At 65.3% G+C, this 20,595-nt stretch carries 18 protein-coding genes; 10 read left to right on the forward strand and 8 right to left on the reverse strand.

The window, feature by feature from the left end; all coding sequences use genetic code 11:
* Positions 1-44: 44 nt before the first annotated feature.
* From XH81_RS25985 to XH81_RS26030, 10 genes are all read left to right on the forward strand, one after another.
* Positions 45-1,481, forward strand: coding sequence for an NAD(P)-binding domain-containing protein (locus XH81_RS25985; RefSeq protein WP_028142470.1), 1,437 nt, complete (start codon positions 45-47; stop codon positions 1,479-1,481).
* 118 nt (positions 1,482-1,599) lie between these two features.
* The gene (locus XH81_RS25990; RefSeq protein WP_028142471.1) at positions 1,600-3,219 is read left to right on the forward strand and encodes an ABC transporter substrate-binding protein; all 1,620 of its coding nucleotides are present in this window, start codon (positions 1,600-1,602) and stop codon (positions 3,217-3,219) included.
* Between the two features lie 28 nt (positions 3,220-3,247).
* Positions 3,248-4,282, forward strand: coding sequence for an ABC transporter permease (locus XH81_RS25995; RefSeq protein ID WP_028142472.1), 1,035 nt, complete (start codon positions 3,248-3,250; stop codon positions 4,280-4,282).
* On the forward strand, positions 4,279-5,127 hold the full coding sequence (locus XH81_RS26000) for an ABC transporter permease (protein ID WP_018315991.1): 849 nt from the start codon (positions 4,279-4,281) through the stop codon (positions 5,125-5,127). Before XH81_RS25995 ends, XH81_RS26000 begins: the two co-directional genes overlap by 4 nt.
* On the forward strand, positions 5,124-6,794 hold the full coding sequence (nikE, locus tag XH81_RS26005) for a nickel ABC transporter ATP-binding protein NikE (RefSeq protein ID WP_028142473.1): 1,671 nt from the start codon (positions 5,124-5,126) through the stop codon (positions 6,792-6,794). The genes XH81_RS26000 and nikE overlap by 4 nt, the downstream gene beginning before the upstream one ends.
* A 142-nt stretch (positions 6,795-6,936) precedes the next feature.
* A complete protein-coding gene (locus XH81_RS26010) occupies positions 6,937-8,538 on the forward strand; it encodes an ABC transporter substrate-binding protein (RefSeq protein WP_028142474.1) in 1,602 nt (533 codons plus the stop codon).
* Between the two features lie 17 nt (positions 8,539-8,555).
* Positions 8,556-9,497 carry an ABC transporter permease gene (locus XH81_RS26015; protein WP_028142475.1) on the forward strand — a complete coding sequence of 314 codons (942 nt, stop codon included), beginning with the start codon at positions 8,556-8,558 and terminating at the stop codon, positions 9,495-9,497.
* Positions 9,494-10,417, forward strand: coding sequence for an ABC transporter permease (locus tag XH81_RS26020; protein WP_028142476.1), 924 nt, complete (start codon positions 9,494-9,496; stop codon positions 10,415-10,417). The genes XH81_RS26015 and XH81_RS26020 overlap by 4 nt, the downstream gene beginning before the upstream one ends.
* A 15-nt stretch (positions 10,418-10,432) precedes the next feature.
* Positions 10,433-11,422: an ABC transporter ATP-binding protein gene (locus XH81_RS26025; protein WP_028142477.1), complete on the forward strand. Its 990-nt coding sequence runs from the start codon at positions 10,433-10,435 to the stop codon at positions 11,420-11,422.
* Complete coding sequence (locus XH81_RS26030; RefSeq protein WP_028142478.1) at positions 11,419-12,411, forward strand: ABC transporter ATP-binding protein; 993 nt, start codon at positions 11,419-11,421, stop codon at positions 12,409-12,411. Before XH81_RS26025 ends, XH81_RS26030 begins: the two co-directional genes overlap by 4 nt.
* A gap of 90 nt (positions 12,412-12,501) precedes the next feature.
* Here the strand turns inward: XH81_RS26030 and XH81_RS26035 are convergent, their stop codons facing one another.
* The 8 genes from XH81_RS26035 to XH81_RS26070 all read right to left on the reverse strand — a co-directional run bounded on the left by XH81_RS26035 (position 12,502) and on the right by XH81_RS26070 (position 20,590).
* On the reverse strand, positions 12,502-12,789 hold the full coding sequence (locus tag XH81_RS26035) for a YciI family protein (RefSeq protein WP_028142479.1): 288 nt from the start codon (positions 12,787-12,789) through the stop codon (positions 12,502-12,504).
* A gap of 73 nt (positions 12,790-12,862) precedes the next feature.
* Positions 12,863-13,840, reverse strand: a complete 978-nt coding sequence (locus XH81_RS26040) for a sugar ABC transporter substrate-binding protein (protein WP_028142480.1) — start codon at positions 13,838-13,840, stop codon at positions 12,863-12,865.
* Between the two features lie 42 nt (positions 13,841-13,882).
* Positions 13,883-14,860 (reverse strand): ABC transporter permease, encoded by a 978-nt coding sequence (locus XH81_RS26045; RefSeq protein ID WP_028142481.1) that lies wholly within the window; start codon positions 14,858-14,860, stop codon positions 13,883-13,885.
* On the reverse strand, positions 14,857-15,807 hold the full coding sequence (locus tag XH81_RS26050; protein ID WP_028142482.1) for an ABC transporter permease: 951 nt from the start codon (positions 15,805-15,807) through the stop codon (positions 14,857-14,859). Before XH81_RS26050 ends, XH81_RS26045 begins: the two co-directional genes overlap by 4 nt.
* A complete protein-coding gene (locus XH81_RS26055) occupies positions 15,800-17,323 on the reverse strand; it encodes a sugar ABC transporter ATP-binding protein (RefSeq protein ID WP_028142483.1) in 1,524 nt (507 codons plus the stop codon). The genes XH81_RS26050 and XH81_RS26055 overlap by 8 nt, the downstream gene beginning before the upstream one ends.
* A 10-nt stretch (positions 17,324-17,333) precedes the next feature.
* Positions 17,334-18,728 (reverse strand): FAD-linked oxidase C-terminal domain-containing protein, encoded by a 1,395-nt coding sequence (locus tag XH81_RS26060; protein WP_271596415.1) that lies wholly within the window; start codon positions 18,726-18,728, stop codon positions 17,334-17,336.
* Positions 18,729-18,786: 58 nt separating this feature from the next.
* On the reverse strand, positions 18,787-19,671 hold the full coding sequence (locus XH81_RS26065) for an intradiol ring-cleavage dioxygenase (RefSeq protein WP_028142485.1): 885 nt from the start codon (positions 19,669-19,671) through the stop codon (positions 18,787-18,789).
* Between the two features lie 16 nt (positions 19,672-19,687).
* Entirely contained in the window at positions 19,688-20,590 is a 903-nt protein-coding gene (locus XH81_RS26070; protein WP_028142486.1) for an NAD(P)-dependent oxidoreductase, read from the reverse strand.
* Between the last annotated feature and the right edge of the window lie 5 nt (positions 20,591-20,595).

Genomic DNA, 20,595 nt, shown 5'->3' on the forward strand with positions numbered 1-20,595 from the left:
CCGCAAGGGCGCTCGGCCATCATCGACGGAGGTTGGCTCGCGGCATGAGCGATGCGCTGACAGAACTCGAAGGGGGCATTCGCGCCGATCTCGCCAGGATCGCGCATCCCGGCGCCGCCTGGCTCGAGCCGAAGACGGGCCCGGACGGCAAGCCTGCGCTGGACGTGCTCATCGTCGGCGCCGGCCAATCCGGCGTGGCTACCGGCTTCGGCCTGATGCGCTCCCGCGTCAGCAACATCCTGCTGCTCGACAAGGCCGCGGAGGGGATGGAGGGCCCGTGGCTGACCTATGCCCGCATGCCGACGCTGCGCAGCCCGAAGGATTATACGGGGCCCGACCTCGATATCCCCAGCCTGACTTATCAGTCCTGGCATGAAGCCCGTTTCGGCAAGGAGAGCTGGCAGGGGCTTGGCCTGATCGAGCGCGAGCATTGGGCGGACTATCTGCTCTGGCTGCGGCGCACGATCGCGTTGCCGGTGCGCAATGGCTGCGAGCTACTGAAGATTGCGCCAGCGGCCGACGGCCTGCTGGCTGCCCTCGTGACACGTGCCGACGGCGTCGAGACGCTCCATGCGCGCAAGATCGTGCTGGCGACGGGGCAGGAGGGCATGGGCGGCTGGATGATCCCCGAGCCGCTGCGCGATCTGCCGGCCGGGTCGGTCGCAACTGTCGCCGACGAGATCGATTTCGAAAACCTTCGCGGCAAGCGCGTCGCCGTGATCGGTGCCGGCGCATCTGCGTTCGACAATGCGGCCACGGCGCTGGAGGCGGGGGCTGCGGAAGTGCACCTACTGTGTCGCCGTGCGCAGATCCAGGTGATCCAGCCCTATCGCTGGCTGACCTTCCGCGGCTTCCTGCGTCATCTCAGCGATCTCGATGATGCCTGGCGCTGGCGTTTCATGCGCACGATCCTGGAAATGCGCGAGGGATTTCCGCAAGCGACCTACGACCGCTGCGCGCGCCACGCCAATTTCACATTGCACGAGGGCGCGCCGATCGAAGCCGCGTGCGCGACCGGAAAAGGCATTGAATTGCACACGCCGCGCGGAACCATCGCGGCGGACTTCGTCATCTGCGGCACCGGCATCGACATGAACTTTGCCGGCCGCGGTGAGCTCTCCAATTTTGCCGGCAATATCGCGACCTGGACCGACCGTTATCTGCCGCCTTCGAACGAACGCAACGCGCGGCTCGGCCGTTTCCCGTATCTCGCCGACGATTATGCCTTCACTGAACGCGTGCCGGGAAAGACGCCCTGGATTTCCGACGTCCATCTGTTCGCCATCGCCTCGACCATGAGTTTCGGCCCGTCGGGATCGTCGATCAACGCGATGACGACCGCGGTGCCCAAGCTGGTTCATGGCCTGACGCGTGGCCTGTTCCGCGCCGATGTTGCGCGGCACTGGGCCTCGCTCAGCGCCTATGACGTGCCGCAGGCCGTGGTCACGCGGCAAGCGCGAAGCAGCGGGGAATTGCGATGATCATCCATGCGCCGCCGCGACGAAGCGTCCGCAGAAGCGCATCATGAGACTGGCGCGCAACTTGCTTCTTTCTTAACCTGCCTTGCTGGCGTTGTTGTCGAAATCTTGGGGAAAACGAATGCGTTTTGTGTCCTTCAGGCCGGCGTCCTCCGTGCTCGCCGCCACTGCGCTGTTGCTCATCGCCACCGCGCCTTCGCAGGCGCAAACCCGGGCGGAGACGCTGCGCTATGTCACCGGCGCATCCGTCAACACGCTCGATCCCAACATCCCCGGTTCGACCCGCGAATCCTTCGCGCTGAGCATGAGCACCTACGACCGGCTGGTGGCGTTCGGTCGCAAGCAGCTCAATGGCAAATGGGTGTTCGATCTCGACAAGATCACCGGCGAGCTCGCTGAATCCTACGACGTCAGCCCCGACGGGTTGAAGCTCACCTTCCGCCTGCGCAAGGATGCAAAATTCCAGGACGGCTCGCCGGTCACGGCCGAGGACGTGAAATGGTCGCTCGATCGCTGCGTCACCGCGCCGATCCTCGGCAAGGCGCAACTGCTGACCGGCTCCCTGACGTCGGCCGACCAGTTCAAGGTCATCGATCCCCTCACGATCGAGGTGACGTTGCCGAAGCCCGACAAGCTCGCGCTGCCGAACTTGGCCACCGTCTATCCCATGATCATCAATTCGAAGGTGGCGAAGGAGCACGCGACAGCGGATGATCCCTGGGCCACCGCCTGGCTGAAGGAGCACACCGCCGGCAGCGGCGCCTATGTGATCGAGACGTTCAAGCCGGGCGAGCAGGTGATCGTCAAGCGCAACGAGGCCTGGAATCGTGGCTCGCCCGATAAGCCGGCGTTCTTCAAGCGCGTGATCATTCAGTCGGTGCCGGAGCCGGCGACGCGCGCGAATCTGGTCGAGCGCGGCGATGCCGATCTCGTCGTTGATCTGCAGGCCAGCGACGTGCAGTCGCTGGAGGCCAAGGGCAAGCTCAAGGTGATCTCGACGCCGCAATACAATTCGATCACCTTCGTCTCGATGAACAATCAGATCCCGCCCTTCGACAACGTCAATGTCCGCCGCGCCGTCGCCTTCGCGCTGCCCTATGACGACATGTTCAAGGCCGCCCTGTTCGGCCGCGGCGCGCCGCTGTTCGGTGCGAGCTGGCCGGACGGCAAGCCGCTGAACGGCATCTATCCGTTCCAGCAACCCGTCAAGATCGATCTCGACAAGGCCAGGGAATTTCTCAAGGCCGCCGGGCTCCCCGAGGGCTTCTCGACCACCTTCAGCTTCAATGTCGGCCAAGCCTCGACCGCCGAGCCGATGGCGGCGCTGGTGAAGGAATCGCTCGGCAAGATCGGGATCAAGGTCGACATCCAGAAGCTGCCGGATGCGCAGATGTCGACGCAGATCAACGAGAAGAAGCTGCCCTTCTACACCGAAGGCATCGTCGCCTGGCTGCCGTCCACGGACTACTTCTACCGCAACTTCTACACCGGCAATCAGCGCTGGAATTACAGCTCGATCAACAACGCGGAGCTCGCCGCGATCGCGCAGGAAGCCCGCTTCGAGCCGGACAAGGCGAAGTACGAGGAAGCAGGCCGCAAGCTCAACGCGATGCATTTCGATCTGATGCCGCAAATCATGCTGTGGCAGCCAAATCAGGATGCGGTGATGGCGTCCTCGATCGAGGGCTACACCTACGAGTTCCACCGCCAGGTCGACTATCGCGATGTCAGCCGCAAGTGATAGCGTCAGACGAAAGGAGCTCTGGAAGGTGAGGACCGGTCTTGGCGCAACGATGGTGCGGGCGGGCGGGCGGCTGCTGTCGTCGCTGCCGGCGCTGTTCGGTGTGCTGGTCTTCACTTTCCTCCTGATGCGCGTCCTGCCCGGCGACCCCGCGGTGTTCTTCGCCTCCGGGCCCAACGCCGGCAAGGAGGAGATCGAGCAGATCCGCAAGCAGATGGGGCTCGACAAGTCGGTGCCGGAGCAGCTCGTGTTCTATCTCTCCGACATCGGCCGCGGCAATCTCGGCCGCTCCATGATGACCGGGCAGCCGGTGCTGAAGGATCTGCGCGAGCGGCTGCCGGCCTCGCTCGAACTCACCTTCACCGCGCTCCTGATCGCGCTGATCGCCGCGGTGCCGCTCGGCGTGCTCGCGGCCTTGAGGCCGGGCTCCGTCGTCGATCACGGCGTCCGGCTGTTCTGCGCGCTCGGCGTCTGCGTGCCGACCTTTGTGTCGGGCCTGCTGCTGATCTACGTCTTCTACTATCTGCTCGGCCTTGCACCCGATCCGACAGGGCGGATTGACGTCTTCACGTCGCTGCCGCCGCAGCACACCGGGTTTCTCTCGATCGACTTCCTGCTCGCCGGCGATTTCGAGGGCTGGTGGGCGGCCTGCAAGCAGTTGATCCTGCCGGCGGTGAGCATGGCGCTGTTCGTGATTGCGCCGCTGGCGCGGATCACGCGTGCCTCGATGCTGGTCTCGCTCGGCAGTGACTTCGTGCGCACCGCGCGCTCGGTCGGACTGTCCTGGCGCAAGGTGGTCGTGACCTACGCGCTACGCAATGCGATCCTCCCCGTGATCACCATCGCCGGCATCGTATTCTCGACCATGCTGGGCGCCAATGTGCTGGTGGAGAAAGTGTTCTCCTGGCCGGGCGTTGCCTCCTATGCGCTCGATGCGCTGCTGTCCTCCGACTATGCGCCGGTGCAAGGCTTTGTGCTGCTGATGGCCAGCCTGTTTGTGCTGGTCAACCTGGTCGTGGACATCTGCTACGGCATCGCCGATCCCAGGGTGTCGATCGGATGACCAGCGCAACCCTCCGCCATTCGGTCTGGATCCTGCGCGGAAACCCGCTCACCGCCGTTGCCGCCACCGGCGTGCTCCTGTTCGTGCTGGTCGCGATCTTCGGACCGTGGATCGTGCCTTACGATCCCGTGGCCTCCAATGTCTCGGAGGCGTTGCTGCCGCCGAGCGCGGCGCACATTGCCGGCACCGACCAGCTCGGGCGCGACGTGTTCAGCCGTCTCATCATCGCCGCGCGTCTAGATCTTGCCATAGCGGTCTCGGCCGTCGGCATCTCCTTCGCGATCGGAGCCGTGGTCGGCTCGTTCTGTGGCTATGCCGGTGGCCGGCTCGATCGCGGCGTCGGCCGCTTCGTCGACGTGATGATGGCCTTTCCGCTGTTCGTTCTGGCGATGGCCATGGTCGCAGCCCTCGGCAACCGGATCGAGAACATCGTGATCGCGACCGCGATCATCAATCTTCCCTTCTACATCCGCTTCGCGCGGGCCGAGGTCAATGTCCGCCGGAATGTCGGTTGGGTGGAGGCGGCGCGGGCCTGCGGCGAGAGCCATTTCTCGGTGGTGCTGCGCTTCCTGCTGCCGAACATCCTGCCGGCGATGGCGGTGCAGATCTCGCTCAATCTCGGCTGGGCCATTCTCAACGCCGCGGGCCTGTCCTTCATCGGTCTGGGCGTCAAGCCGCCGACGCCGGAATGGGGCATCATGGTCGCGGAAGGCGCGCGCTTCATCTCGACCGGGCGGTGGTGGCTGGTCGCATTTCCGGGTCTGGCACTGATGATGGCCGTGCTGTGCTTCAATCTCCTCGGGGACGGGATGCGGGACATTCTCGACCCCCGCATGCGCACATGAGCGAGGCGCTGCTCATCATCGACGACCTCCACGTCGCGTTCTCGACGCGGCGCGGCATGGTCGAGGCCGTGCGCGGCGTCACGCTCACGGTCGAGAAGGGCGAGATGCTCGGCCTCGTCGGCGAGAGCGGGTCGGGCAAGTCGGTGACCGGCTTTGCCACGACGCGGCTGCTCGAGGCAGCGGGGCGCGTCACCGGCGGCAGGATCCTGTTTCGCGGACAGGACGTGACCAAGCTCAGGGGCGACGACCTTCGTCAGCTCCAGGGCGCCGCGATGTCGATGATCTTCCAGAACCCGCGGGCGGCGCTCAATCCGATCCGGGCGATCGGCTTGCAGATCGCGGACGCGATCCTCACCCACAAGCGGATCTCCAAGGACGCCGCGCGCGCCGAGGCGCTGGACCTGCTGCGCGCCGTTCAGATCCGCGAACCGGAGGCGCGGATGAACGCCTATCCGCACGAGCTCTCCGGCGGCATGTGCCAGCGCGTCATGATCGCGATCGCGATCTCCTGCAATCCCGCGCTGCTGATCGCGGACGAGCCGACCACCGGCCTCGACGTCACCACCCAGAAAGTGGTGATGGATCTCCTGGCGGATATCGCCGCCGCGCGCGGCATGGCCACGATCCTGATCACGCACGATCTCGGGCTCGCGGCGCGTTATTGCCGCCGCATCGCCGTGATGGAACGTGGCCGCATCGTCGAGGAGGCAAGTTCCAGGACACTCTTCGGCGCGCCGCAGCACGCTTATACCAGGCGCCTGGTCGCGGCATCGCCGACCGCGACGTCCCGTATCGAAGACCTCGTGACGGAAGAGGAGAGAGAGCGTTACGCGACTGTCGTCGGCAAGCCCCGAACGGAGCTAGCGCACGGCACGCCGCCGCTCCTGGAAGTGCGAAAACTGGCAAAACGCTTCGACCAGGGCTCTGCTGCGGTGGCCGACTTCTCGATGACCATGGCCGGCGGCGAGAGCGTCGGTCTCGTCGGGGAGTCCGGCTCCGGCAAGAGCACGACGTCGCGGATGATCTGCCGCCTGATCGACCCAAGCGAAGGCGACATCGTGTTCGACGGGCATTCGATCGGACACGTGGCCTCGCGCGACTTTCACCGCTCGCCCTTGCGCAAAGACATCCAGATGGTGTTCCAGGATCCGAATGAGAGCCTCAATCCGCGCTTTACGGCCTTCGATTGTATCGCCCACCCCCTGATGCGGCTTGGCGGCATGCGCCCGGGTGAGGCGCTTCGCGAACGGGTGGAGGAATGCGCCGTGCGGGTGGGATTGCCGCTGGATCTGTTGCCGCGGTTTCCGCACCAGCTCTCTGGCGGCCAGAAGGCCCGCGTCGGCATCGCCCGCGCCATCGCCTGCCGGCCGCGGCTCCTGGTGCTGGACGAGCCGACCGCCGCGCTCGATGTCTCGGTGCAGGCGGTTGTGCTGCAACTGCTCGACCGCTTGCGGCGCGAGAACGACATCGCGCTGCTGTTCGTCAGCCACGATCTCAACGTGGTGCGCATGCTCTGCGACCGCACCATCGTGCTGCGCAATGGCGGAATCGTCGAGCAGGGCGAAAGCCGCGCGCTGTTCGACAATCCGAAGACCGATTACACGCGCAAGCTGGTCGAGGCGATCCCGCATATCGAGACCGGCGAGATGCTGGCGGCAGCTCTGTGAGGCCTGGGCCCGCCCCAAAAGACGTTGAGATCCCGCTGGCGAAGGTCCGGTTAGTGGCATACCATTTGCACGCCAACGGGTTCTGGTTTCACCTGCTCTTGGCCAACGATGGCCGGCATCACGGCATTATTGGGAGGACTTCATGGATCGCAGGACCGTATTGAAGGGACTGGCTGGCGCGGGCGGTCTGGCATTGACGGGCCTCTCGGCCCCCGCGATCGCGCAAGGCGCATCAGCCCGCACCCTCCGCTTCGTGCCGCAAGCCAATCTCGCCAATTTCGATCCGATCTGGGGCACGCAATATGTCGTGCGCAATGCCGCCGCTCTGGTCTGGGACACGCTTTACGGCATCGATTCCTCGTTGCAGCCGCAGCGCCAGATGGTCGAGTCCGAGGAGACCTCGGACGACGGCAAGACCTGGACGTTCAAATTGCGCCCCGGTCTCAAGTTTCACGACGGCGAGCCGGTGCTGAGCAAGGATGTCGTCGCGAGCCTGTCGCGCTGGGCTGCGCGCGATCCGATGGGGCTGATGATCCTCGCCAACCAGCAGGAATTGACCGTCGTCGACGACCGCACCTTCAAATGGGTCTTGAAGCAGCCCTTCCCGAAAATGCTCTACGCGCTGGCCAAGAACAACGCGCCGTGCTCCTTCGTCATGCCTGAGCGCATTGCCAAGACCGATCCGTTCAAGCAGATCACCGAGTATGTCGGCTCGGGTCCGATGAAATTCGCCAAGGGCGAATGGGTCCCCGGCGCCAAGGCCGTGTTCGAGAAATTCGCAGACTACGTCCCGCGGCAGGAGAAAGCCTCCTGGCTTGCCGGCGGCAAGCAGATCCTGGTCGATCGCGTGGAATGGATCGTGATGCCGGATCCGGCCACCGCGGCCGCCGCCCTGCAGAACGGCGAGGTCGACTGGTGGGAGAATCCGATCGCCGATCTCGTGCCCGTGCTGAAGAAGAACAAGAACATCAGCGTCGACATCGGCGATCCCCTCGGCAATATCGGCTCGTTCCGCATGAACCATCTATTCGCGCCGTTCAACGACGTGCGGGCGCGGCGCGCGGTGCTGATGGCGATGAGCCAGGAAGACTACATGCGCGCGATCGTCGGCGACGACAACGCATTGTGGAAGGCGTTGCCGGGCTTCTTCACGCCGGATACGCCGCTCTACAGCGAGCTCGGCGGCGAGATCCTGAAGGGCAAGCGCGATCTCGATGCGGCCAAGAAGCTGCTGGCCGAAAGCGGCTATTCCGGCCAGCCGGTGACTTGCTTGGTGGCGCAGGACCAGCCGATCACCAAGGCGCAAGGCGACGTGACCGCGGATCTCCTGAAGCGGCTCGGCATGAATGTCGACTTCGTCGCGACGGACTGGGGCACGGTCGGCTCGCGCCGCGCGGCGAAGACGCCGCCCGGGCAGGGTGGCTGGAACATGTTCCACAGCTGGCACGCCGGCGCCGACTGCATCACGCCCGCCGCCTATACCGCCATCCGCGCCAATGGCGAAAAGGCCTGGTTCGGCTGGCCCAATAGTCCGAATACCGAGAAGGAGATCACGACCTGGTTCGACGCCAAGAATATCGAGGAAGAGAAGGCGGCGATCGGGCGGGTCAACAAGGCGGCGCTCGAGGATGTCGTCTATGCGCCGACCGGCTTCTTCCTGACCTACACGGCCTGGCGCAAGAACGTCTCCGGCATCACCAAGGGGCCGCTGCCGTTCTTCTGGGGCGTGTCGAAGTCTGCATGATCGTGCGTTGAGGCCAGATGCTCTCCTATATCCTCCGTCGCATCGTCGCGACCCTGCCGGTCATGGCAATCGTCGCGCTGTTTGTGTTCAGCCTGCTCTACATTGCGCCGGGTGATCCCGCGGTGGTGATCGCGGGCGACCAGGCGAGTCCGGAGGATGTGGAGCGCATCCGCCAGAGCCTCGGTCTCGATCGGCCCTTCCTGGTCCAGTTCGGAGGCTGGGTCTGGCGCATCCTGCACGGCGATCTCGGCACCTCGATCTTCACCAATCTGCCGGTCTCGGCGATGATCGGACAGCGCTTAGGGCCGACGCTGTCGCTGATGATCGTCACGCTGCTGCTCACGATCGTGGTGGCAGTGCCGCTCGGCGTGGTGGCGGCCTGGAAGGCCGGCAGCCTGATCGACCGCGTCATCATGGGCTTTGCCGTTTTCGGCTTCTCGCTGCCCGTCTTCGTGGTCGGCTACATGCTCGCCTACATCTTCGCGCTCGAGCTCGAATGGCTGCCGGTGCAGGGCTATACGCCGCTCACGCAAGGCTTCTGGCCGTGGCTCGAGAACCTGATCCTGCCCGCGATCGCGCTCGGCTGCGTCTACATCGCTCTGGTGGCGCGCATCACGCGCGCCGCCATGCTCGAAGTGTTGCAGCAGGACTATATCCGCACCGCGCGCGCCAAGGGCCTCGGGCAGGGCGGCATCCTGTTCATTCACGCGCTGAAGAACGCGGCGGTGCCGATCGTGACCGTGATCGGGATCGGCATCGCGCTCCTGATCGGCGGCGCGGTCGTCACCGAAAGCGTGTTCGCGATTCCGGGTCTCGGTCGGCTCACGATCGACGCGATCCTGCGCCGCGACTATCCGGTGATTCAGGGCATCGTCCTGCTGTTCAGCTTCGTCTACGTCCTCGTCAATCTGATGATCGACGTCATTTATACGCTCGTTGACCCGAGGATCCGCTATTGACCGACACGACCATCAATCCGCAGGCGCTCCCGGCCGGGCTCGTTCTTGCGCCACAACTGCCGGAAATCCTGCGGCCGGTCACGATCCGGCGCGGCTTCGTCGGGTTTTTGCGCGGCCATCCGACGGTCGCCATTGGTGGCGCGCTGCTGCTGACGCTCGTTCTTATCGCGGTCTTCGCGCCTTATCTCGGAACGGTCGATCCGACCGCGCTCGCCCCCGCCAAGCGCACGCGTGCGCCGTCCGCCGATTTCTGGTTCGGCACCGACGTGCTCGGCCGCGACATCTACTCGCGCGTGCTGTTCGGTGCGCGGGTCTCGCTCACGGTCGGCCTGTCGGTCGCGATCTTCGCATCCGTGGCCGGCCTGGCCATCGGCATGGTCTCCGGCTTCATCCGCTGGGCCGACGGCATCCTGATGCGCTTCATGGACGGGTTGATGTCGATCCCGCCGATCCTGCTGGCGATTGCGCTGATGGCGCTGACGCGCGGCAGCGTCGGCAACGTCATCCTCGCCATCACGGTTGCCGAGATCCCGCGCGTTTCGCGGCTCGTGCGCAGCGTGGTGCTGTCGCTGCGCGAGCAGCCCTATGTGGATGCCGCGGTCGCCTGCGGCACGCGCACGCCGATGATCATCCTCCGTCACATCCTGCCGAATACGCTGGCGCCGATGCTGGTGCAGGCGACCTACATCTGCGCCAGCGCCATGATCACCGAGGCGATCCTGTCCTTCATCGGCGCCGGAACACCGCCGACCATTCCGTCCTGGGGCAACATCATGGCCGAGGGCCGCGCGCTGTGGCAGGTCAAGCCCTACATCGTGTTCTTTCCGGCGGCCTTCTTGTCCGTCACCGTGCTTGCGGTGAATCTGCTCGGCGACGGCCTTCGCGATGCGCTCGATCCGCGCATGGCCAAGCGTCTCTGACCGGGGCTGATCGCGATGGCGCTGCTCGAAGTCGATAACCTCCAGACTCATTTCCGCACCCCCGGCGGCATCAACCGCGCGGTGGACGGGGTGTCTTTCCATGTCAACGAGGGCGAGACGCTGGCCATCGTCGGGGAGTCCGGCTGCGGCAAGTCGGTGACATCGATGTCGCTGATGCGGCTGATCCCGGAGCCGCCGGGCAGGATCGCAGGTGCGATCCGCTTTGCCGGGAGAGACCTGCTACAACTCTCCGATCGCGAGATGCGCGCGATCCGTGGCAACGACATCTCGATGATCTTTCAGGAGCCGATGACCAGCCTCAATCCGGTTCTGACCGTCGGCCGGCAGATCCGCGAGACGCTGATGATCCATCAGGGCCTGGACAAGCAGGCGGCCGAGGCGCACGCGATCGAGATGTTGACGCTGGTCGGCATTCCCGAGCCGAAGCGGCGCGTGCGCGAATATCCGCACCAGCTCTCCGGCGGCATGCGCCAGCGCGTGATGATCGCCATTGCGCTGGCCTGCAATCCCAAGCTTCTCATTGCCGACGAGCCGACCACCGCGCTCGACGTGACGATCCAGGCGCAGATCCTGAAGCTGATGCTGGACCTCAAGCGCCGTGTCGGCGCGGCCATCATCCTGATCACCCACGACCTCGGCGTTGTCGCCGAGATCGCCGAGCGCGTCATGGTGATGTATGCGGGCCGCAAGGTCGAGGAGGCGCCGGTGGCGGAACTGTTCCGCTCGCCGCGTCATCCCTATACGCAAGGCCTGTTAGGTGCGGTGCCGCGGCTCGGCTCGTCGCTCACGGGCACGGCAAGACGGCTCGCCGAAATTCCCGGGCAGGTGCCCGATCTCAGAAAGCCGATCACCGGCTGCGTCTTTGCCGGTCGCTGTGCGCTCGCGACCGATCTGTGCCGCCAATATGCGCCGGGGCTCGAGGAGAAGGGCCCTCGTCACGTCGCCGCCTGCCACTATGCGGCCAAAGGAGCTGTCGCGGCATGAGCCCTCCGCTGCTCCAGGTCAACGACCTCAAGAAGCACTTTCCGGTCAAGTCCGGCCTGTTCGGCCGCAAGTCCGAATTCGTCTATGCGGTCGACGGCGTCTCCTTCGAGATCGCGCGCGGCGAGACGCTGTCGCTCGTCGGTGAGTCCGGCTGCGGCAAGTCGACGGTCGGCCGCGCCATCTTGCGGCTGTTCGACATCACCGCGGGCCAAGTCATCCTCGACGGCCAGCGTATCGACGACGCACATCCGGGCACGATGCGCCAGATGCGCCGGCGCGTGCAGGTGGTGTTCCAGGATCCGTTCTCCAGCCTCAATCCGCGCATGCGAGTGCGTGACATTCTGGCCGAGCCAATCCGGAATTTCGGCCTCGCCAAATCCGCCGAAGATCTCGAGGTCCGCGTCACCTCCCTGATGGACACGGTGCGGCTGCCGCGCGAGGCGCTGAACCGCCGGCCGCACGAGTTCTCCGGCGGCCAGCGCCAGCGCATCGGCATCGCGCGGGCGCTCGCGGCCGAACCCGAGCTGATCGTGTGCGACGAGGCGGTCTCGGCGCTCGACGTCTCGGTCAAGGCGCAGATCGTCAATTTGCTGCAGGATCTCCAGAGCGAGTTCGGGCTCGCGCTGCTGTTCATCAGCCACGACCTCGCGATCGTCGAGCACATGACCCACCGCGTCGCCGTGATGTATCTCGGCAAGATCGTCGAGATAGCGCCGCGCCGAGAGATCTTTGCCGCGCCAAGGCATCCCTACACCAGAGCGCTGCTGTCCGCGGTGCCGCTCCCCGAGCCGGGCGCCCAGCGCAATCCCATCATCCTCAAGGGCGACGTGCCGAGCCCGATCAATCCGCCGAAGGGATGCCGCTTCCACACTCGCTGCCCGCTCGTCTTCGATCGCTGCCGGGTCGAAGAGCCGGTGCTTCGCGCAGTTGGGACCGAGCAGTGGGTGGCCTGTCATCTCGAAGACGGAGCTGTGGCGACGAGCGGCTGAAGGGTGAGATTCGCGCCGGAAATTCGTCAGCAAAAACAACCCCATTCTACTGTGCATGGGGTTGTTTTCGCATTTTTGATGGGGCCGGCCTCAACCCTGCCGGCGCAGGAAGCCCGTGATCGTGACCTTTTCCCAGATGCCGGCGGCGGCAAAGGGGTCGGCGCGATTGAAGGCTTCGACTTCGCCACGACCCGGTGCCTCGATCAGGAACAGGCTGCCGATCATCGTCTGACCATCGTCGGAGACGAGCGGCCCCGACATCACGATCTTGACGCCGAAGCGCGAGGTGTCGCTGAGGAAAGCCTTGTGGGCATCGTAATTGGCAAGCCGGGTCGGCAGCGCGCCGGCGCGGTCGACGGCGTGAATGGCGAACAGCATGGTGGTCTCCGTTTCTTGACTCGGTTCTTGGGACGGCCGCCGCGACGGCCGTCCGAGATTGTCGTGAGTGCGCTTACTTCGCGCTGAGCTTGCCGGCCTCCTCGAAGGTCGGGCAGGTCCGCTGCTCCAGCGGCACGTCGAACGGCCCAAAATTGTCCTTGGTGATGACAGTCGGCTTCAGCACGATCTCGGCGATGACGGGCTGGTTGCGCAAGGACCGGATCGCCATCATGGTGCCGAGGCAGCCTTGGGCAAATCCGTTGTAGTCGCCGCTCGCGAGCAGCTTGCCGGACTTGATCGCGTCGATCGCCTCCTTGGTACCGTTGATGCCGATCACCTGGGCCTTGCGGTTGGCGCCGTCGAGCGCCTCGATCGCGCCGACCGCCATGGCGTCGTTGGCCGCCAGCACGCCGTCGATCTGCGAATTCGACTGCATCAGGTTCTCCATCACCTGGAGCGCCTGGAGGCGCTGGTAGTTACCCGGCTGCGACGCCAGGAGTTTCGCACCGGGGGTCTCCTTCAGCGCGTCGTTGAAGCCGCGGACGCGATCGACATTGGTCAGCGAGCCCTTGACGCCCTCGATGATGACGATGTTGCCCTTGCCGCCCAGCGTCTTGAGCAGGAAGCGCGCGGTCTCGAGCCCGAGGCTGTAATCGTCGGCGCCGACGAAGGAGAGGAACTTGCCGCCCGCGGAGCGGTCGGTGATGTTGACGACGGGGATCTTGGCCTCGTTGATCTTCTCGACCCCGGGCACCATCGCCTTGTAGTCAACCGGCGTGAACACGATCGCGCTCGGCTTCTTCACGACGACGTCCTCGATCTGGCTCAGCTGCTCCGGGATGCTGTCGGGCTTGGTCGGGATGTATTGCAGCGTCTTGGCGTTCAGCGTCTTCGCCATGTTGTCGGCGCCGACCCGCACCGTCTGGAAGAACGGGTTGGTCTGGTTCTTGGTGAAGACGGCGATGGTCTCGCCGTCGGCGCGCGCCTCGCTGGTGAACGCGGCCGCCATCAGCAGCGGCAGTGCGAGGTAAGCCAGTTTCTGTTGTCTCATGTTGCCTCCATCCCTCATTTTGCTTGTTGGAACTCAATGAACTCATTGCGCGCGGCGGCGGGTCTTCATGTCGAGCCACACCGCGAGAATGACGATGATGCCTGTCACCAGCGGCTGCCAGTTGGCGCTGACCGAGAGCAGGTTCATGCCGTTCAGCACCAGCGTCAGGATCAGCGCGCCGATGAAGGTGCCGAACACGGTGCCGACGCCGCCGAACAGCGAGGTGCCGCCGATCAGAACGGCCGCGATCGCCGGCAGCGTCAGGCTCTCGCCGATATCGGCCTCGGCCGAATTGAGCCGCGACAGGAAGATGATCGAGGCAAGTCCCGCCATGGTGCCTGAGACCGCATAGACCAGCAGCAGGCGGCGCGGGACCGGAATGCCGGAGAGGCGCGCGGCGACCGGATTAGCGCCGATCGCATAGATCTCCTGGCCCCAGATCGTCCGTTGCGCAAACAGCGTCCCGATCCCGAGGAACACCAGCAGCAGATAGACCGGGATGGGCAGGCCGAACAGATAACCGCTGCCGATCTGTCGGAAGCCCGCCGGGAAGCCGTGCAGCGTCTCGCCGGCCATGTACCAATAGGTGAGGCCGTTCAGCACCCAGAGCATGCCATAGGTGGCGATGAAGGAGGGGATGCGCAGCGCGGTGACCATGACGCCGTTGAGCAGGCCAACGATGCCGCCGCAGGCAAGCCCGGTGAGGATGCCGAGCGCCGGCGAGCCGGTCTTGTGGATCACGGTCCCGGCGATGCAGGCCGACAGCGCAACATTGGCGCCGACGGAGAGGTCGAGGCCGGCCGTCAGCACCACCAGCGTCAGGCCGGAGGCGATGAAGAAGGTCAGGCTCGCCTGCCGGAGCACGTTGAGGATGTTGCCGAGGCTCAGGAAGGAATCGCTGAGCACGGCGAGCACCGCGCAGATCAAGAGGGCCGCGAGCAGGCGATAGAACACCTGGATCGCATCCTGCGACAGGAAGGAACGGGGCGGCATCATCGCCTCTTTGGTGATGTCGGTCATGCCCGGCTCCTGAGACCGTCGAGGAACAGCGCGACGATGACGAGCACGCCGACGCTTGCGACCTGCACGGAGGAGGGCAGCGAGATCAGGTTCAAGCCGTTGCGCAACACGCCGACCGAGAGGACGCCGAGCAGGGTACCGAGCAGCCAGCCATTGCCGCGCTCGAACGAGGTGCCGCCGACCGCGACGGCGGCGATGGCATCGAATTCAAGTCCGAGGCCGGCGGTGGGGTGGCCGGAATTCATCCGCGCGGTCATCAACAGGCCCGCGATGCCCGCCATGGCGCCACCGATCGCGTAGACCGCGATCAGCAGACGGTTCGGCGAGAGGCCGGCATAGCGCAGCGCCTCGCGATTGCCGCCGAGTGCGAAAATGTAGGTGCCGAAGCGGGTGTGATAGAGCAGGCCGTGGAACGCCGCGTAGGTCACGAGAGCCATCACGATCGGCACGGGAATGCCGAGCAGCGTCGCTGAATAAATGTCGCGGACGCCGTGGGGGATGCCGACCACGCTCTGGCCGTCGCTGACGATCAGCGACAGGCCCTGCGCCATGCCGAGCGTACCGAGCGTGGCGACGAAGGGCGGAATGCCCAGGATCGCCACCAGCCAGCCGTTGGCGACGCCGAAGGCCGCGCCGACCAGCAGGCCGGCGCCTAAACCGAGCAGCATCGATTTGGTGGCGAGCGACACGATCGCGACGCAGAGCGAGGTCAGCGTCAGCACCGCGCCCATCGACAGGTCCAGCCCCTCGGTCATGATGATCAGCGTCATCGGCAGCGCGAGCATGGTCAGGATGGTCGACTGCACGAGCACGTTGGAGAGATTGGCGACCGACAGAAATCCCGGCGCGATCACGCTGAACAGCGTGACCAGGAGCACGAGCACGATGGCAACGCCGGGAATGCGTTGCAGCGGATTGGGCTGTGAAACGACCGCGGCTTCACGCATGATGCATCCCCAGTCGCACGATGTTCTCCTCGGTCAGTTCGTTGCGGTTCAGGTGGCCGGCGATGCGCCCCTCGCGCATCACATAGGCGCGGTCGCAGACATGGCAGATCTCGACCTGTTCGGACGAGATCATCAGCGCCGCCGCGCCTTCCGCGACCAGGCGGTCGATCAGCGCAAAGATCTCGGACTTGGCGCCGATGTCGATGCCGCGCGTCGGCTCGTCGAAGATGAAGAGCTTTGAGCCGGCCGCCAGCCATTTGCCGATCACGACCTTCTGCTGGTTGCCGCCCGAGAGCAGGCCGACGGTCTGACGCGCACTCGGTGTCGCGATCCTCAATTGCCGGATCAGGGCATCGGAGGTGCGCTGCGCACCGCGCTGGTCGAACAGCCCGCTCGGGAACAGCTTTCGCAGCGCCGACACCACCAGATTGTCGCTCACCGAGCGCAGCAGCGCGAGACCTTCGCTCTTGCGACTCTCCGGGATCAGCGCGATGCCGCGGCGAGCGGCGAGGTCCGGCTCGCCGGAGATGGCCTTGCCGTCGAAGATGATCTCGCCCGACGTCACGGGATCGGCGCCGAAGATGGCGCGTGCGACTTCGCTGCGGCCCGAGCCGACCAGGCCGCACAGGCCGACGATCTCGCCGCGGCGCACCTCGATGTTGATGTCGGAGATGCCGGTCGAGGCGGTCAGGCCCTTGACCTCGAGCAGCAGCTCGCCAGGCTTGTCGGCAAAATTGCGCGGATAGGTCATGTCGACGTTGCGGCCGACCATCATGCGGACGAGCTGGTCCGGCGTGACGTCGGCGGGCCGGACTCCGTCGATGCGTCGGCCGTCGCGCAGTACCGTGATACGATCACCGAGTGCGAACACTTCGGCCATGCGGTGCGAGATGTAGACGATCGACACGCCGTCGGCCTTCAGCCGTGCGATAAGGGCAAACAGCAGCTCGGTCTCGCGGTCGGACAGCGCCGCGGTCGGCTCGTCCATCACGAGGATGCGGGCGTCCTGGCTGATCGCCTTGGCGATCTCGACCATCTGCTGCTGCGCGACGCCGAGCTTGTCGACGATGGTGGAGGGATCGATGTCGAAGCCGATGGTGTCGAGCACGCGCTTTGCGTCAGCCAGGATCTTGCGGCGGTCGATGGCGCCGGGGATGTGGCCTTTCGGCTCGCGGCCGAGGAAGATGTTCTGTGCGATATCGAGATAGGGGACCAGCGAGAATTCCTGGAAGATTACGGCAATGCCGAGCTTCTGCGCATCCGCGGTCGAGGAGATCGCGACCTTCTTGCCCTCAAAATAGAACTCGCCAGCGTCGGCGCGGTAGGCGCCGCACAGGACCTTCATCAGGCTCGACTTGCCGGCGCCATTCTCCCCGAGCAGCATGTGGACTTCGCCGGGGTAGACGGCAAAGGACACGTCATCCAGCGCCTTGACGCCGGGAAACTCCTTGCTGATGCCGCGCAGCTCCAGCAGCGGGGTGGGCGAGGTGACCTCGATCGGAAGCGCGTCGCTCATGCCTTGTCACTCATGCCTTGGCTCCGCTCGCAAAGATCTTTCCGGGGTTCATTAGACCATTCGGATCGAGCGCGGCCTTGATGGATCGCATCACATCGACGGCTTCGCCAAGCTCGTCGGTGAGATAGTCGATCTTGCCGAGCCCGATGCCATGCTCGCCGGTACAGGTGCCGTCCATGGCGATGGCGCGGGCGACCATGCGGGCCTGAAGCGCCTTGGCGCCTTCGGCCTCCTCGGGCTGAGCCGGGTCGATCAGGATCAGCATGTGGAAATTGCCATCGCCGACATGGCCAACGATCGGCGCGGTAAAGCCGTGCTCGTCAGCGTCGCGCCGCGTCTCGGTCAGGCATTCGGCCAGCCGCGAGATGGGCACGCAGACATCGGTGATCACGGCGCGCGCGCCGGGCCGGAGGCCGAGGCCGGCATAGAGCGTGTTGTCGCGGGCGTGCCAGAGCCGGCTGCGGTCTTCCTGTGCCTTGGCCCAGGCAAAGCCATGGCCGCCATGGTCGGCGGCGATCGCCTGCGCGGCCTCGGCCTGCTCCGCGACCGAGGTCTCGGATCCGTGAAATTCGAAGAACAGGGTGGGCGCTTCGCGGTAACCGAGCTTGGCATAGGCATTGATGCCGCGCATCATGACGTCGTCGAGCAGCTCGATGCGCGCCACGGGGATCGCGGACTGGATCACGGAGATCGCGGTATCGACGGCGTCGTGCAGGGTGCCGAAGCTGCAGACCGCGGCCGAGATCGCCTGTGGGACGGGATGCACCTTCAGCGTGATCTCGGTGATGATTCCGAGCGTGCCCTCCGCGCCGACGAACAGGCGCGTCAGGTCGTAGCCGGCTGCCGACTTCCGCGCACGCTTCGCGGTCCGGATCACGCGGCCGTCGGCCAGCACCACCTCCAGCGCCATGACATTGTCCTTCATCGTGCCGTAGCGCACCGCCATGGTGCCGGAGGCGCGCGTCGAGGTCATGCCGCCAATCGAGGCGTCGGCGCCGGGGTCGATCGGGAAGAACAGGCCGGTGTTGCGCAGCTCTGCATTGAGCTGCTTGCGGGTAATGCCGGGCTGCACCACGACATCCATGTCGCTGTCGTGCACGCTGAGCACCCTGTTCATGCGGGCGAAGTCGAAGCAGACGCCGCCCGCGACCGAGGCCGCATTGCCTTCGAGCGAGGTGCCGGCGCCGTACGGGACGATCGGCATGCCCGCGCTCGCGCACAGCTTGACGATCTCCGCGACCTCCTGCGTGGTCTCAGGGAAGACGACGATGTCCGGCGGCAAATTGCGATAATGCGACTCGCTCTGCCCGTGCTGATCGAGCACGCCGCGCGCAACGCTCGCGCGCGGGCCGATCATGCCCGTGAGGCGCTCGGCCAAGATGCTCGTGCTGACCCGCGGTCCCATCCTCAGCTCCCGTCTGCCCCCTGTTGCCGGACTCTTGCTGGTCCGTCGCCGCTCTAGCTTAAGCGGCTCTTGCGTTGCTCGCGACCTGCTTTAGGCCGAAATCATAGTTGAGATGGAAATACTCGCTGTCCACCATGCGACCATCCGGCGCACGGCCGGCCGGATGCCGGGTGAATTCGCGGATCAGGCTGTCTTTGACGCCGAACACCACGTCCGAGTCGAGATACTGGTCGCCGGCAACGAACACGTGTGTGACGAGCTGCTCGAAGCCGGGCGCGGAAATCATGAAATGCACATGCGCGGGGCGCCAGGGATGGCGACCCTGCGCCTCGAGCATCTCGCCAACCGGGCCGTCATGCGGAACGGGATAGGCGGCCGGCTTGATCGACCAGAAATGGAATCTGCCGTTGGCGTCGGTGTGGAAGCGCGCGCGCATCGCGAGATCGCCAATGGCATCGAGCTGCTGCACGTCGTAATAACCATCATCGTCGGAGTGCCAGACGTCGACGACGGCACCCACGAGCGGCTTGCCGTCGACGGTCGCCACCGAGCCGGTGACCAGCATCGGATCGCCCTCCATCGGACCGGAGATATCCGCGCCGCTGTCCTTTTCCGGTGCGGCCTGGACGAAGAACGGGCCGAGCACCGTGGTTTCGGTCGCGCCCTCCGGCACCGGATGGTTGATCGCGTCGACCAGCATGGAGACGCCGAGCGTGTCCGACAACAGGATGAACTCCTGGCGCTTGTCGTCGCACATGTGGCCGGTGCGGGTCAGGAAATCGATGCCGAATTCCCATTCCTTCTGGGTCGGCCGCACCTCGCGGACGAAGGCATGAAGGTGGCGCACCAGCGCTTCGCTGACCTGCTTGATGCGCGGATCGGTTGCGTCCTTGATCCGCTCCAGCACGGCGTCGGTGATCGTGTTCTCGTTGAAATTGCGCATATGTGCCTTCCGCTGATCAGAGTTTGGGCTCGCCGAGCCCGGACAGCCGTTCCAGGTGCTTGACCGTCGCGATGAAGTCGGTGTCGCCGTCGCCTTGCGCGACCAGCGAGCCGTAGGTCTCGCGCACCTGGGCCGCCAGCTGCAACGGCACGCCGACGGCATGGCCGGCACCCAGGATCAGGTCGAGATCCTTGGCCATCTGCTTGCAGGAGAAGGTCGACTCGAAATCGCGGGTTCGTAGCGGCGCGGTCTTGTATTTCACCATCGGCGAGGCCACCGCGCTGTCGTCGAGCACCTTCAAGATATCCTGCCAGGCGATGCCGCCCTTGCGCGCCAGCGCCAGGCTCTCGGCCATCATCGCGGCCGACACCGCGATCATCAGATTGACCGAGAGCTTTGCGTAGCGGGCTTCCTCAGCTGGTCCAAGATAGGTCTGTGCGCGGGTGAAGGCGGCGAACAGCGGCTTTGCGTTTTCGAAGGCGTCATTCGGCCCCGAGACGAAGCAGGTCAAGGTGCCGGTATGAACGATGCTGGCATTGCCGGAGACCGGTGCGCGCAGATAGGCAATCCCGCGGGCCTGTGCCGCGGCCGCGACATCAGTAGAAGCCTCGACACTGACAGTGCTGGTTTCGATCAAAATGGCGCCCGGCGCCATCGCGGCGATGACGCCGGTGGGGCCGAGCAGGGCGCCGCGCAACGCGACGTCGTCGGGCAGGGAGGTGACGACAGCCGCCTTGTCGCTCACGGCCTCGGCCGGCGATGCGGCAATCGCAATACCTTGCGCGCGTGCCTCGTTGATCCGCGCCGCGCTCTGGTCGAACGCGGTGACGGCAAAACCGGCCTTGGCGACGAGCGCCGACATCGGCAGCCCCATCTTGCCGATTCCGATGAAAGCGATGTTTTTCGAGGTATCTGTCATTGTTG

This window comes from Bradyrhizobium sp. CCBAU 25360, assembly GCF_028128695.1.
Classification (GTDB): Bacteria; Pseudomonadota; Alphaproteobacteria; order Rhizobiales; family Xanthobacteraceae; genus Bradyrhizobium; species Bradyrhizobium ottawaense.

Coding starts and splice junctions, on each gene's coding strand:
- XH81_RS26060 (WP_271596415.1), bottom strand. CDS start 18,728: ATGGGACCGCGGGTCAGCACGAGCATCTTGGCCGAGCGCCTCACGGGC.
- XH81_RS26070 (WP_028142486.1), bottom strand. CDS start 20,590: ATGACAGATACCTCGAAAAACATCGCTTTCATCGGAATCGGCAAGATG.
- XH81_RS26040 (WP_028142480.1), bottom strand. CDS start 13,840: ATGAGACAACAGAAACTGGCTTACCTCGCACTGCCGCTGCTGATGGCG.
- XH81_RS26025 (WP_028142477.1), top strand. CDS start 10,433: ATGGCGCTGCTCGAAGTCGATAACCTCCAGACTCATTTCCGCACCCCC.
- XH81_RS26050 (WP_028142482.1), bottom strand. CDS start 15,807: ATGCGTGAAGCCGCGGTCGTTTCACAGCCCAATCCGCTGCAACGCATT.
- XH81_RS26065 (WP_028142485.1), bottom strand. CDS start 19,671: ATGCGCAATTTCAACGAGAACACGATCACCGACGCCGTGCTGGAGCGG.
- XH81_RS26035 (WP_028142479.1), bottom strand. CDS start 12,789: ATGCTGTTCGCCATTCACGCCGTCGACCGCGCCGGCGCGCTGCCGACC.
- XH81_RS26030 (WP_028142478.1), top strand. CDS start 11,419: ATGAGCCCTCCGCTGCTCCAGGTCAACGACCTCAAGAAGCACTTTCCG.
- XH81_RS26045 (WP_028142481.1), bottom strand. CDS start 14,860: ATGACCGACATCACCAAAGAGGCGATGATGCCGCCCCGTTCCTTCCTG.
- XH81_RS25985 (WP_028142470.1), top strand. CDS start 45: ATGAGCGATGCGCTGACAGAACTCGAAGGGGGCATTCGCGCCGATCTC.
- nikE (WP_028142473.1), top strand. CDS start 5,124: ATGAGCGAGGCGCTGCTCATCATCGACGACCTCCACGTCGCGTTCTCG.
- XH81_RS26010 (WP_028142474.1), top strand. CDS start 6,937: ATGGATCGCAGGACCGTATTGAAGGGACTGGCTGGCGCGGGCGGTCTG.
- XH81_RS26015 (WP_028142475.1), top strand. CDS start 8,556: ATGCTCTCCTATATCCTCCGTCGCATCGTCGCGACCCTGCCGGTCATG.
- XH81_RS25990 (WP_028142471.1), top strand. CDS start 1,600: ATGCGTTTTGTGTCCTTCAGGCCGGCGTCCTCCGTGCTCGCCGCCACT.
- XH81_RS26055 (WP_028142483.1), bottom strand. CDS start 17,323: ATGAGCGACGCGCTTCCGATCGAGGTCACCTCGCCCACCCCGCTGCTG.
- XH81_RS26000 (WP_018315991.1), top strand. CDS start 4,279: ATGACCAGCGCAACCCTCCGCCATTCGGTCTGGATCCTGCGCGGAAAC.